This is a genomic window from Psychrobacter sp. DM4 (assembly GCF_051307035.1).
In the GTDB taxonomy this organism is placed as follows: Bacteria; Pseudomonadota; Gammaproteobacteria; order Pseudomonadales; family Moraxellaceae; genus Psychrobacter.
The window spans coordinates 327,966-342,001 of the sequence record NZ_CP195536.1; the positions used below are offsets into that span (position 1 = coordinate 327,966).

The 14,036-nt window shown below is 44.1% G+C and carries 12 protein-coding genes and 3 tRNA genes; 14 read left to right on the forward strand and 1 reads right to left on the reverse strand.

Annotated features, from left to right (window positions below; genetic code table 11):
* Positions 1–202 precede the first annotated feature (202 nt).
* From ACR64G_RS01490 to ACR64G_RS01525, 8 genes are all read left to right on the forward strand, one after another.
* Positions 203–279: transfer RNA gene (locus ACR64G_RS01490), tRNA-Pro, on the forward strand.
* 87 nt (positions 280–366) lie between these two features.
* A tRNA-Arg gene (locus tag ACR64G_RS01495) sits at positions 367–443 on the forward strand.
* 40 nt (positions 444–483) lie between these two features.
* Positions 484–559 (forward strand) — tRNA-His (locus ACR64G_RS01500).
* A gap of 279 nt (positions 560–838) precedes the next feature.
* The gene (locus ACR64G_RS01505; protein WP_435979799.1) at positions 839–1,780 is read left to right on the forward strand and encodes an AraC family transcriptional regulator; all 942 of its coding nucleotides are present in this window, start codon (positions 839–841) and stop codon (positions 1,778–1,780) included.
* Between the two features lie 257 nt (positions 1,781–2,037).
* A complete protein-coding gene (locus ACR64G_RS01510) occupies positions 2,038–3,003 on the forward strand; it encodes a hypothetical protein (protein ID WP_435979800.1) in 966 nt (321 codons plus the stop codon).
* A 51-nt stretch (positions 3,004–3,054) separates the two neighbouring features.
* On the forward strand, positions 3,055–4,257 hold the full coding sequence (gene gspF, locus ACR64G_RS01515) for a type II secretion system inner membrane protein GspF (protein ID WP_435979801.1): 1,203 nt from the start codon (positions 3,055–3,057) through the stop codon (positions 4,255–4,257).
* Between the two features lie 403 nt (positions 4,258–4,660).
* A complete protein-coding gene (gene gspG, locus ACR64G_RS01520) occupies positions 4,661–5,170 on the forward strand; it encodes a type II secretion system major pseudopilin GspG (protein ID WP_435979802.1) in 510 nt (169 codons plus the stop codon).
* A gap of 178 nt (positions 5,171–5,348) precedes the next feature.
* Positions 5,349–7,565, forward strand: a complete 2,217-nt coding sequence (locus tag ACR64G_RS01525; RefSeq protein WP_435979803.1) for a cytochrome c biogenesis protein CcdA — start codon at positions 5,349–5,351, stop codon at positions 7,563–7,565.
* 80 nt (positions 7,566–7,645) lie between these two features.
* Here ACR64G_RS01525 and ACR64G_RS01530 read toward each other — a convergent pair whose 3' ends face one another.
* The gene (locus tag ACR64G_RS01530) at positions 7,646–8,179 is read right to left on the reverse strand and encodes a DUF2058 domain-containing protein (protein WP_435979804.1); all 534 of its coding nucleotides are present in this window, start codon (positions 8,177–8,179) and stop codon (positions 7,646–7,648) included.
* Positions 8,180–8,509: 330 nt separating this feature from the next.
* Here ACR64G_RS01530 and ACR64G_RS01535 point away from each other — a divergent pair, with 330 nt between their 5' ends.
* The 6 genes from ACR64G_RS01535 (at position 8,510) to ACR64G_RS01560 (ending at position 13,991) form a co-directional block, all read left to right on the forward strand.
* The gene (locus tag ACR64G_RS01535; RefSeq protein WP_435979805.1) at positions 8,510–9,913 is read left to right on the forward strand and encodes a phospholipase A; all 1,404 of its coding nucleotides are present in this window, start codon (positions 8,510–8,512) and stop codon (positions 9,911–9,913) included.
* Positions 9,914–9,941: 28 nt separating this feature from the next.
* Positions 9,942–10,703, forward strand: a complete 762-nt coding sequence (locus tag ACR64G_RS01540) for a ComF family protein (protein ID WP_435979806.1) — start codon at positions 9,942–9,944, stop codon at positions 10,701–10,703.
* Positions 10,704–10,996: 293 nt separating this feature from the next.
* Positions 10,997–11,470 carry a pilus assembly FimT family protein gene (locus tag ACR64G_RS01545; protein WP_435979807.1) on the forward strand — a complete coding sequence of 158 codons (474 nt, stop codon included), beginning with the start codon at positions 10,997–10,999 and terminating at the stop codon, positions 11,468–11,470.
* Positions 11,470–12,141: a type IV pilus modification protein PilV gene (pilV, locus tag ACR64G_RS01550; protein ID WP_435979808.1), complete on the forward strand. Its 672-nt coding sequence runs from the start codon at positions 11,470–11,472 to the stop codon at positions 12,139–12,141. The genes ACR64G_RS01545 and pilV overlap by 1 nt, the downstream gene beginning before the upstream one ends.
* Complete coding sequence (locus ACR64G_RS01555; RefSeq protein WP_435979809.1) at positions 12,141–13,136, forward strand: PilW family protein; 996 nt, start codon at positions 12,141–12,143, stop codon at positions 13,134–13,136. Before pilV ends, ACR64G_RS01555 begins: the two co-directional genes overlap by 1 nt.
* A 12-nt stretch (positions 13,137–13,148) precedes the next feature.
* Complete coding sequence (locus ACR64G_RS01560) at positions 13,149–13,991, forward strand: PilX N-terminal domain-containing pilus assembly protein (protein WP_435979810.1); 843 nt, start codon at positions 13,149–13,151, stop codon at positions 13,989–13,991.
* Positions 13,992–14,036 lie beyond the last annotated feature (45 nt).

A 14,036-nucleotide genomic window follows, 5' to 3' on the forward strand; every position in this document is an offset into this window, starting at 1 on the left:
ACCGATAATCTTAAAAATAAGATATCAGCTGCTACCTTGAGCTATGAATATAAAGCATTTATAAAATACTTAAAAATAGGTGTTGACACTATCAGCCTTAGCCCTTAATATATGCACCTCGATAGCGATGATCGTTAGTCAGTTAGCAGCATTGCTGATAACGAGCTGAAGATTATCCTATAGTAGTAAAGATAGAGTACATCGGAGTGTGGCGCAGTTTGGTAGCGCATCTGGTTTGGGACCAGAGGGTCGTAGGTTCGAATCCTATCACTCCGACCATCTATTTTGAGAGCCTTACAGGCTTTTTTTTATGTATAATGGTTTTGTTATCTTTTTTTAAACCTACTATATAAAAAGCCCTTAAGAGCGCCTGTAGCTCAGCTGGATAGAGCATCTCCCTTCTAAGGAGGTGGCCGCAGGTTCGAATCCTGCCAGGCGCACCATTTAGCCTGCAAATTTTGCCTATCGTTGGCATCAGTTATGGCGGTTGTAGCTCAGTTGGTAGAGCCCCGGGTTGTGATCCTGGTGGTCGTGGGTTCGAGTCCCATCAGTCGCCCCAATTATTTTATTCCCCTGATTTTTTCTACAAAATTATTTTACAAAACGCTTGCCTTTATTGGCAATTTTTTGCGTCTGCGTTTTGCTGTTTTTTTAAATACATGCTTTATCTTTGAACGATGCGACCAATCCTTGTAGCCGAATCGAAACCAATAGTCATTCAACGTATTTATGTTTTTAGTCTCTGTCCACTAGAATGGATTTGTATGGTTTAATAGGAGCTCGTTAGTTATCTTGGCAAGCTTGCCTATTGATCATCGAACCACTAAGGGATAAATAAATGGACGCACTAAGTGTGTTGCTACAAAATGTGCATTTGTTTGAAACTAAGTATTACCGTCTAAATGGCACTGGTAATTGGTCTTTTTCTATTGATAGACAAGACTCCATCCTATTCTATGTTGTGCTATCTGGTAGTTTTTGCATCGATGTCGGCGATGAGATCCGCCAAGCAAAGGCTGGTGATACCATTATGCTATCGAGCTCTGCTCATCACAGAAGCTATGCGCTAAATCATAACGGTAACGAAGCAAAGTCGTTAGACGACAGGCTCGCCAACTGTATCAATAATACTTTAGAGCTCGATAGCGGCGGCGACGCCAATGTCTCTATGATTTTGATTGAATGTCAATATGACAAAGAGATGGTACGTCCACTACTCTCTGTATTACCTTCCATACTGCCTGAAGTCAATTCTGATTCTAACAGTCGATTTGAAGTCGTTGATGTCGAAATCAAACTACTAACCCTAGAATCACAGCGCGAGCGTATGGGCAAAACGGCGGTCATCAATCACTGGGCAAGCATTATGATGATTGAGAGCTTGCGGACTTATATAGAAAGCCTGCCTGAGGCTACAGACAACTGGCTTGGCGCTATGAAAGATCCGTTTTTGACCAAAGCCTTGGCGGTGATGCACGACGCACCAGAGCATAGTTGGACTATTCATGGATTAGCTGAAGTTGCGGGTATGTCGCGATCAAGCTTCGCTCAGCGCTTCAAAGACGTGGTAGGCATGCCGCCGTTGACTTATTTGACCGATTATCGCTTGCGTTTAGCGGCGCGCTATTTGCGTTTGCAACAAAACAGTATCAGCCGTATCGGTGAGCTGGTAGGGTATGCCTCTGATTCAACTTTTAGTCAAGCGTTCAAGCGGGTTCATGGCATATCACCAAAAGCGTATCGCCAGCGTTATCTCAGAAAGCTTGTGACTAGTGATTAATGTCTAAGCGTATTTAAATTAAAACGGTCATGTCAGGATTGTAGGTCTTGGCATGGCCGTTTTGGTTATTCTTATATCAACCTTAAATGACAAGCCTACGTCCTTAAACCGCTGATTTTAAATTACTAATCACATCTGACATAGCTGACAACTTACCTAGCTTCAGGTACTATAGAAGGGTGAGACGTCAAAACTAACTTGTATAAAAGCTATGTGATATTGACGTGACCTATTTATTTCGCTGCTAGTGGTGTGCTATGACTCAATCGACGTCCGAATCAAATAATGATAGTCAGCAAAGCGCCTTGGTCTCTCATACCTTGGTACATGACCGTCATAGTGCTACTCAGAATAGTTCAGTAGACAAGACGGCGCTGCTTGCTTTGTTTATCACTGATACAACTATAGATACTCAATTAAATGATTCAGAGCTGGCATCTAGTGTGGTGGATCAGCGCCTAGCGCTATATCATACTCAGCACCAGCGCACGCAGCAGCTTTATACGGTCGCCGCTAGCACGCGACCGACGTACTTGGTACAGACCCTAAAAACCCAATTCGCCGAGTACCAGCACTATCTACTGGCACAAAATCTCGATAAACGCGGCCTTATTGACACTCAGCCTTTAGAGCGACTTTGGCAACAATTACACGTGGTTGATGATATCGTTGCCGATATCGTGCGCCATATGCCCGCCCAGCAGCCAGCAGGGTGGCAGCTTACCTCTCAAGACGGTCAAAACCCGCTACGCCTGCCAACTATCGGCAAGCTCAAAAGCTCTAAACCGATAGCAGACAAAGCCAGTTTGAATAACTATGTACTGAGTCACTTTGGCGTGAGTAGCTTCACTTATGATCGCGGCTATTATATCGGTCACGTGGTCGGCTATTTATTTAGCTGTTACTTTTGCGCGCATTTATCAGTCAGCTATAATGTCACCGCCCTTAGTGAACAAGCAGTGAGTGCCTACGAGTACGCTAGTCTTGAGACGCCCCATATGGTCAGACTATTACAAGGATTGGATGGCTACTGTAAAAAGCGAATTTATCAGCTGGCAGTCATCTGTGCGCGCTTGAGCGTTTATGCGACAGACAAACGCATCGAAAAAATGCTTATCGCAGAGGTCAATGACTTCGACAAAAAATTGCAACAGCAGCACTTGGATGTGTTGCTGCTTCAGGGCATGATGCCTGAGAGCAATGACTCAACGCCCTTATTCTAGATCATTTGTACTAATCCCATTCCACTGCCGCTCTTTTAGGATATTGCTGTTATGCCCGCTTATCATTATAAGGCGCTTGATGACCACGGCAGTATGAAGAAAGGACTGCTAGAGGGTGATTCTGCGCGGCAAGTCCGTCAGCAACTACGTGACAAAGCATGGACACCTGTCGAAGTCAACGCCGTCAATGATAGACAAAGTCAAAACAAAAGCCGCTACAAAAAACCTTCTGCTTATGAGCTTGCACTCCTTACCCGCCAGCTGTCAGTATTGCTTGCCGCTGGTATTCCGCTGGAAGAAACCCTAGCCGCTGTCGCAAAGCAATCGCCAAAAACTCATATCAAATCCTTGATGCTAGCCGTGCGCTCTCATGTCTTAGAAGGTCTGAGCCTTGCGCGTGCACTACAGCAAGCGGCCAGTTTTCCGCCTTTATATATTGCGACTATCGCAGCAGGCGAGAAGTCCGGTCATCTAGATCTTATTCTGAATCAGTTGGCGGATTACACCGAAAACCGCTTTGCTCTACAGAAGAAAATCCAAGGCGCTATGGTCTATCCTATCGTGCTGATGGTCATGGCGGTTGCCGTTATTATGGGACTTATGAGCTTTGTTGTGCCCAAAATTGTCAAGGTATTTGAGCAATCAGAGCAGGCACTGCCCCTTATTACTCAAGTCGTGCTGACGCTATCTAATGCTATTACCCAGTGGTGGTGGCTGATACTGCTAGTGATAGCGAGCGTGTCGTTTTTGTTTTACCGTTTTGCGCAGACGCAAGCGGGCAAACTGACTATAGATAGCGTAGTGCTCAGATTGCCAATTTTGGCGCGGTTATCTAAAGGGTTAAACGCGGCGCGATTTGCCAGCACTTTAGCGATACTGGTGCGCTCAGGGGTGCCGCTGATTGAGGCGCTACATATTGGCGCGGCGGTTGCCACCAACTTACATATCCAGCAAACCATTATCACGGCTGCCGATCGAGTAACAGAAGGCGCAAGCCTCTCAAGTCAGCTAGAAAAATCTGCGTATTTTCCACCCATGATGGTACAAATGATCAAAAGTGGAGAGAATTCAGGCGAGCTTGAAAACATGCTCAGCCGCGCGGCGAACATGCAAGAGGCGGAAGCAACCAATTTTATCAGCACTTTATTGTCGTTGCTCGAACCGTTGATGCTCGTTTTTATGGGTGTCATCGTGATGATTATCGTTATGGCGGTGATGTTACCCATCGTCAATATGAATGATTTAGCAGGCTAGGGTATGTTCTCATCTTGAATAAACGAACGGTATTGATATAAAAATGCCTCTAGTTTGCCTGTTAAGTTTTACCGTTAATATTGAATCTCCCACCTAATCCTATCCAAGGTTTCGCAAGTTTTGCTCGTTGTTGTCTATTGATAGTGACTGGTGCCGTAAGCGAGGTCGATGAGCTATAGTAGACGGCTGGCGCTGTTATATTTAAGAGAGTCGATAAGCGACAGTTTGTTAGGATAATTTGTTTGCCTAAATAAATAATTGTACTATAGTGACATTAATTTAAACCTAATATTTAAGATGCAAAGAATTAGAGTTAAAGGTCTAAACGCTATTTTACTTTTTTAGATCTAAAAATTAATAATTAAAAAATAATTAAGCAATGACTATAACTGAGAGCATATCAATGGAAGATACTTTACAAACGACTAAAACGCACAATACCGTTACAGAGCCGTTCAATAGCAGTAATTTTTATCAATCAAAAGTCAAGGCGGTAACCGCTCATCAATCAGGCTTTACCTTGATCGAAATTATGGTCGTCATCGTCATTCTTGCTATTTTGGCAGGCTTGGTCGTGCCACGGGTCGTTGGACAAAGCGATAAAGCTCGCGTTAAGACTACAGAAACGGCGCTGGCCACCGTGTCGAACGCTCTTGATATGTACAAGGTCGATAATTCTCGTTATCCGACTACGGCACAAGGCTTAGATGCGCTTACAACGCCGCCTGCCGACGCCAAAAACTATCCAGAAGGCGGCTACATAAAAGGCGGCTATCCAACCGATGGTTGGGAGAATGAGATGCAGTATGTTGCACCAGGTAGTGAGAGTCGACCCTATGATCTGTTCTCGTTAGGAGGCGATGGTCAACAAGGCGGTGAAGACTTGAATGCTGATATCTACGCGCAGCTATAGTGATAACCGTTCTACGAAGTTGGTGAAATAGACAAATCTGTCATACACACTATCGATATTTATAGCCATCACGTATCAATCAATAAGGTTTTATTGGTTGATATTTTTTATCTTTAAATCCTATTTATAACAACAATAAAAGTTCGGATGGTAAAGGTCTAATCAAAGGTCAATGTTTATGTCAGTAGAGATTAAAATGCTCAAAAAAATATCTGCTAAAAAGTCTTATGCATTTGCCATTGTCCTAGCCAGCAGCTCAATAATGGGCGGTATTGCTGTGACCTCAGTACCGACCCAAGCTGCAAGTTTAGGTGATCTATTCGGCAATAAGAGCGCCGCGCAAAGCAAATTTTTGCCAGTCAATGAGGCGTTTGAAGTCACTAGTAGTAGCAAGCCTATTGATAGTAAGGCGACTGGTACAGGTACTCGCTTAGCGATCAACTTTGATATTACCCCTGAGCACTATGTCTATAAAGACCAGATCAAGCTGACACTGCCTACAGGCGTAAAGGCTGCTCCTTTTACCTATAGCCAAGCGTCAAAATCTATCGACGATCCTACCTTTGGGCAAGTGCCGATATTTGATCAAAGCAATATGGTAGCGACAACGACGCTCACGAATACTACGGGTAATAGTATAGATGAGGCAAAAATAGTAATTGGCTGGCAAGGCTGCGCCAAAGCGGGTCTGTGCTATCCACCAGAAAAAATCAATACTACAGTGAGCATCGCTGCTACGCCGCAAAATTCGACGCCTAAGCCAGCAGCCAGTGCGGACACCAAAGCCACTACAGACAAAGAGGTAGCTACTAATACTGATACCAATGCCGCCGCTACGCCAGCCGTCAAAAACACACAAGCTAAGACTGTAGCAGCGCTAACTAATAATATCCAACAAAGCAATACGAGCACTAATGCGGCTATAGATAGGACTACAGCTGAAACAGGAGAGACTGCTAACGATGAAACGGTTTTTGCTGATGGGCAGGTAATTACAGACGAAAATGAATTATCAGACAGTACCGCAGAGCCGATTAACCCTAATGCTATGAGCACAACTTTAGTCTCAGATAGCAGTACTATCGGCGCTAGTTCAGAAAGTATAAATAATGCGGCTACTGATAATCTTGTCGATAGTGACCCATTTGGTCTAGCAACGCATCCTTGGTTAGCACTGTTGCTATTATTTTTGGCAGGACTCGGTCTAGCACTGACGCCTTGCGTATTGCCGATGTTACCTATCGTCGCTAACATCGTGGGTCGTCAAGAGAATCCAACGGTCAAAAAAGGTGTGGTTTTGACGACCAGCTATGCCATTGGGGTCGCGACCGCTTACGGAATACTCGGTGCTGTGATCGCCATCTTCGGTGAATCACTTGGCATCATAGGTTGGCTACAGAACCCTATTATTTTGATTGGCTTTGCTATCGTATTTATACTTCTAGCGCTCTATATGCTCGGCGTATTTACTACTCGTCTGCCGCAAGTTATCAGTAGTAAAATGCAAGGTTTAAGCCAAGCAGGTGATAGTAAACTGGGTAGCACAGGTGGCAGCTTGGTTGCAGGGTTCTTGTCCGCACTTGTGGTATCCCCTTGTGTGTCAGCGCCATTATTCGGCGCGCTCCTTGCCGTTTCTACGATTGGTAGTCCATGGCTTGGATTTGCAGCGTTATTTATGCTGGGTTTTGGTCTCTCAGCGCCGCTTATCCTTATTGGTGCCACCCAAGGCAAAATCATGCCAAAAGCAGGCGTGTGGATGGACTGGATCAAACAAGGTTTTGCGCTGCTCTTATTTGCGGTGGCATTACTTCTCATTGAGCGCGTGTTTGTCTCATCAGTGATGCTGCTGGTATGGGCACTGTGGTTTATGGTCGTTGCCATGTGGGCATGGCGCTGGATCGGCCGCGGACGTATGCTAACCCAAGCGCTCGCACTTATCGCAGGTATTTGGGCAGCTTGTTTGATTATCGGTGCTGCTTTGGGCAATGACGATAGCTTATATCCGCTGGCTTCTCTAAGCGCTACGTCCACAGTCAATACTAATATTAGTAACAGTAGCACTAACGATAGAACTATTACCACATTGGCTCAGTTGGAAGCTATTACTGCCGACAGCCCCAAAGTCATCGTTGATGTAACCGCTGACTGGTGTATTGAATGCCGAATCATGGACAAAAATTTATTTCAAAACCGTCCAGCACAGATGCAAGAGTGGCAACTGGTACGTCTAGATATTACGGACACAACAGAGGACTCTAAAGCTATCTTGGCGCGTTTCCAGCTCTTTGGCCCACCAGCGCTGCTGTATTATCAAGACGGGCAGCTCATCACTCAGCAAGTGGGTGAGATTGGACGCCAAGAGTTTGAGAAAACGCTGACAGCATTGAATCAGTAGTACTAACAAAAAGACCGCGATTATCTCTTAATCGCGGTCCTTTTCAATAAGCTTCAAAATAAATCATCGCCCAATAGCGACTACCACATGAGATCATCTGGAATCACATAAGCTGCATAGGGATCATCTTCGTCGAGCTCGGCATCAGACTTGTCATTTGAGACGACGATGAAGCCCTCGAGCTTTGCATTAATACGATCTGCAAGCGGCCGGGGTAGCAGCGCATAACGCTCCTCTAACCGGGCTATTACGACGTGACCTGCGACGATCTGCTCATAGAGTTTTTGGGTAATATGAATCTTTTTAATCTTAGAGTGGTCAACGAACTGATAATCGACTTCTCCTTGCGTATCCTCGATTTGATGCTGCTTAATCATCTGTATAATGTTTGCGTTTAGCATTTTATCTTCTAATGCTTTTTGCTTCTCTTGATTAAGTTTTTGATCTTTTTCTACCTTTTTGGCTTGCGCAGCAGCGAGCGCTTTTTTGGCTTCTATGTTTAAGTCGTCGCCCGTACGTTTGGCGTGATCAGACTGTTTACTTATTTTCTTAGCCTTTTTGCTATCGACTAATCCTGCTTTTAAGAGCTGCGCTTGAAGGGCGTTTTTGGCCATAATCTGCTCACCTAAATCATAAATGTTAAAGAGTGATAGTACCAAATTTTGCGACTACCTGTCATAAGTGACAGCAAATGGTAGCTGTTTTGTCCTTTTGATGAAGAAGATAAAGTGTCAACTCGTCGGTATTAGTGCTGGTATATCGGCAGCAATTTCATTACACTAAAGCAACAATATTAATGCATGACATTAACGCTATCTTGTATATAGTTTTTGTCGCTTGTTAGTAGCTCTAATTTAAGTACTATCTTTTTTCTTTATACCTTAATTATCATAACCTTCTAATGGTATTACCTTTTAGGTCATCGCCATAACCCAAGGACATCTATGCTTGCTCATTTATTCCCCCGTTATAAGCATACTGATCTAAGCGAGCACTATCACATGACACCACAGCGCAGCATACAAACACCGTTGAGTATAGCCATTACCCTAGCTTTGAGCGGCTTTGCTATCCAATCTCATGCACAAACTTATAACGAGCTGCCAGCTGCTAATTCGTCAGTTGAGGATCAAAATACGCGCACCTCTTTAGTAAGTGATGAGGTGTTAGACAGCTCAAATGCGCCTACTAGTCGTAAAGCACTGGTAGCGAATCAGGCCCAACTCTTCCTTGAGTGCCAAGATTTGGATCTGAGTGCCGCACGTTTGGCCTGTTATGACAAAGTCGCTTTGCAAGGCAAAACGCCTACTTATACGACGACCAAACAGCCTGTTGACATCGCAAAAACATTTAAATCAACACTGTCAGGCAATCCAAAAGTAGTGCTGGCAGAGGACAACGTCGCAAGTACGATTGATACCGACTCCTCAGTGTCTGATGAGTCTTTAGATACTGTTGGGCTGACCCAAAGTGAGGTTCAAGTATTAGAGGATGTAGGGGTTACCCAAAATGATATCGAAAAATACAGCCCGCTAAGCCTCGCTTATGATTTGGATCAAAATAGCGAGCGCGGTACTTGGACTGTACGACCTTATCGTCCTAATTATGTCTTGCCACTGTTTTATAGCTTTGATCCCAACCTGAATCCAACCTCTAGTAACCCAGATGAGCCAGGGCAAAAGTTCACCTCAAACGATACACGTAACACTGAGCTGAAGTTCCAGTTATCGCTCAAGAGTAAAGTAGGCGAGGATCTGTTCGATACCAATGCAGATCTATGGTTTGGTTACACGCAGCAAGCACATTGGCAGGTATATAACGAAGATAACTCTAGACCGTTTCGCGGTACTGACTATCAACCAGAGATTTTCTTGACTCAGCCTGTGACCGCTGATCTACCTTTTGGTGGACGTCTACGGATGCTAGGTACAGGAGTTGTACATCACTCAAATGGGCGCTCTGATCCGATCTCGCGCTCATGGAACCGCGCTTATCTTATGGCTGGTGCTGAATGGGGCAAGTTCTCTATCGTACCACGCGTCTGGGTACGTATAAATAATGAGGATGACTCAAGTGAAGATAATCCAGATATCGAAGACTATCTAGGTTATGGTGACATCAAATTCTTATATGATCTGCCAAAAGAGCAAAGCCTCAGCGGTACGTTACGCTACAACCCAAGTACCAACAAGGGCGCGGCGCAAATCGACTATATCTATCCGCTATCAGAGAACGTCAATGGTTATGTGCAGCTGTTCCAAGGGTATGGCGAATCGATTATCGACTATGACTACGAGAATACCGCAATTGGTTTTGGTATCGTACTCAATGATTGGAAAGGGTTCTAAAACGGGTGATTAAAGCAAAGAGCGTTCTATGCGCGCGTTAGCCCCTTATCAAAGTGGCTTGTGGCTGGCAGAGTATCTGAGTATACGCTGTCAGCTATGCCGTATATATCGTAGCTCCTCACAACACCATCTTACCAATAATATCCCAAATCTAAAAAAAGCCAGTAAGCGTCTTGGTAGGGGTCTACTATGCACGCACTGTCATCATAGTATCACTTGGCTACCAAACCCTTTTTTGGTAGATATCGCGCCCAATATTACGCTCCCTATTCAGGCGGCGACCTATTACGACTATCCTATTCGTCAAGCCATTCGTGCTTTTAAGCATCATGAGGACATGACGAAACTTGCTATTCTTGTCCATGCTTTACGTCAACTCCCACGCCCAAAAGGCTGTCACAATACCAATAGCGTCATCGTACCTATGCCGACCACGAATCCGCGGCTCGTCAAACGCGGTTTTGATCCTGTCAGTATCTTATCTACTCAATTGTCCAAGCACTGGAATATACCGTTATGGCAAGGCGTTGAGCGTATCGATGATACCAATACCCAGCAAGGACTCACGCGTAGCGAGCGTCTAAGTAATCTAGACAACGCTTTTGCATTAACTCAGATGCCGCCAGTCAAACGTCTAATACTATTCGATGATGTCGCAACGACAGGGGCAAGCTTACAGGCACTTGGGCGCACGATACATGAGCAAGTGTCTCATTTTTATACCTCAGCATTACCCTCTGCTAATAATTATGAGCTATCAGCCTATGCCTTAGCGCATGGCAGTCAATAAATTCTATCGATAGTAACACCTTTAAGCTTTTGCAACTCTTTTGTTGCTTATAGGTTACCTTGTCGTTATATTAAAAACAGTCTCTTTGTCTTTTTGTGTTACTAGTCAGAGTACTAGCTACAACAAGCTTGCAAGAGAGCATAAGTATGATTATAGACTGGAACAAAAATTGCATTGTTTACTTATAAATATAAATATAAACGTCTTAATGACAAGAACTGCAAAGTCGGTACTTTATTCATTAAAACGCTGATCAAGGATAGCAAGTCAGTGGTTATAAACAGGGATCAAGTGTGAGCACCTCTACAACACAGTTAGCACGTAAACAGTCAGGGTTCACCTTAGTTGAGATGATGGTGACTATTGCTGTTCTCGCTATTATCGTCAGTATCGCCGCGCCTAGTATCCGTACGCAATTAGCTGATCAGCGCGTTAAGTCGACAACGGCGACGCTTGAGAATGCGTTAAAAGAGGCAAAAGCTGAAAGTGTCATTCGTCGTCAGGATATCGTTTTGAGTTACAACAATACGAGCGACCCTAGAGTAATCACGCTGACAGGAGAAGACGCCAGCACTATTGCCAATTATAACTACAGTGATCAAAGTACCATTACGTCAGTGCCTTTGAACGTCACTTTCGAGCCAAGCAAACGCGTGACAGCTACTATCACCTACACGATTTGTGATAATAATAGAGATGTAAATTCACGACAAGTTACGGTGAGTAATATCGCCAATATTACCAGCCAATTAGGAGTAGCATGCTAATGAGTCGGTTAAACTCCCAGTACGGTGTAGGCTTAATTGAGGTTTTAGTAGCGGTACTACTATTATCGGTTGCTATATTAGGATTTAGTGCACTACAAGTACGAGCAGTAAGCGCTACTGATGAGAGCTTAGTTCGCACCAAATCGTTGACCTTAGTACGTAATCTTGCTGAGGTTATGCGTGCTTATCCTGACGCCTATGTTACTGGCAGCGGTACAACCTTTTCAACTGTTTTACCTAGGGATAATGGTGCGATACCAGTAGTACAGGCAGTTGCTAGTATTCCAGCTCTGGCTTCTAGCAGTACTGACAATTATATTGTTACCATTGATGGAACAGCAATCGCTATTAATGGCACTGACAACTGTCTCTCTACAGGTACGATAACGGTTGATAGCAGAATCGTCCCAGCGCAGTCCTGTAGTATCAATCAGCTTGCCACCCGCGATACGCTTTTAGTCAAACAGATAGCGCGCGAGGAAGATATTGATTTGGCAGTGGTCAGATGTCCAGCTGATGTTGGACAATCTGTTATTCAACAGCAGATGTGCGTGATCGCAGCTTGGAATGATACTGAAGCTATATTAGATGACACTGACGAAAATGCTTGCGCTGACTCCAATGGTGTCTATATAAACGGTAGTCGATGCCTGATTTCGGAGGCTTACTAATGAAGTATGTGCACAAAGTAGATCGTCGTGTTACTGGTGGCCATACTGTTCAGCATGATCATCTTTATGCAAAGGCTATGGCAGGCTTTACATTGATTGAGTTGATGATCTCATTAGTATTAGGATTACTCATATCAGCAGCCGTCATACAGGTATATGTTATTAACACACGTACTATCACTATTCAAAAAAGCGCCTCTGAAGTGCAAGACACTAGTATTTTTGCTATTCAATCGCTAGAAGATCATATACGTATTGCTAATCTGGGCAACCCTATTACTAATATTACCGATACAACAAACCATGGCGGAATTGTATTGACACCTACGAACCTAGGGGCGACCAATACGACTGCTACGACACTGCTTACCAACAGTATGGACTCAGCAGGGTGGACTGGGGTGTCTAATATCACAAACGTAGAGAGTGACCAACTTACGATTCAGTACAAAAACATCACTACCAATCCTTTATTTGATTGCGAAGGGGAGGAGATTGCTGATGGTACAGATTGGGTCGTTGAACGTTATTTTGTTCGTCTAAACACAAACGCAACGGCGAATATAGGCGGCGCTCAAGACTTGGTATTAGCTTGCAGCGCAGGACGAGTAGCCGATGATGGCACTGTACTGACAGCTTTTGCAGGTAATGGAGAGGTCATTGTACCTGCTGTTGATCAGTTTAAAATTTTACTAGGTATTAGGATGAATGCCAACGAGCTGACTTACATAGCACCTAGCACCTACGCACAACTAACAGAAAAGCCGCCTATTACCATAGTCAAACTAGGCGTTATTATACGTAGTAATACGCCTTTAATAACGGGTAATGATCAAGAGCGCTTTAGTGTTCTTGGAGATACTCAAAATTTAATCACGGACACCGCCCGCAGGAATTTTTATAGAAGAAGCTATGAATCAACAATACTACTACGAAATGCGCGGATAATGGGTATAACAGTCACGTCACCAACGATTGTAACGACGACACCGTAAAGGGAGGGTAGTATGACCGATCATAAAATGCTTTTGTACCCAAAAATACAGGCATCAAGTACTCAGCAAGGCGCGGTATTGATTGTGGTACTGCTATTTCTAGTATTGATTATATTAGGCGGTGTTATCGCCGTCAAAAACAGTACTACTGATTTAAGACTGGCAACTAGTGATCAGATAAATACGTTGCTTGTACAGTCAGCGGACAATGCCAATCAAAATATCGAACAAAGTATTAACGGTGGTAGTAGTGACCCTATGTATATCGCCATGACTTCAAGTGGCGGGCCATTTGGGCATTTTATGTCCAAAATTGGTAATATCGATGATGAGTATATCTTTTGTTTTCGTCCACGTGGAGAGTTTTTTAATATCAATAGAGCCACTATAAATGTGCCTGGCGGCGGCAATGTATCAGGTAGCGATAATGGATATTGTAATCCAGCGGTGCCAGATGATTACGTGAGTCAGCGTAATGCCAGTATGACACAGGTTAGCGTCTCTCTAACGCCGCCAAACCCTGACTATGAAGTATTCCGCAATTATACGATCGGTCAAGACGGTAGCAAAATATCTAGTCAAGCGTTCCTCTTCGATATCAATAGTACAGCAATCTTGCCATCATATGCTGGATCCTCTACTGCTGCTGCTGACTGTCTAGAACAGACCAGTAAGTACGAAAGCGTAGTAGATAAAGACGATACCATAGCAGGCTGTATGGCTCAGGCGGGCGTACCCAGTACTGCATTATATGAGATGGCAAATGTAGAGAACCAATCTCAACGCACCAAATGTGCCGATCTTGGCGTAGGTAATGGTAAGTCCACAGAACTGCTATGTGACCTTATACCTTAAATTAGAACCACAGAATGCTAATTGTAGTAATAGCATGAGGATAAA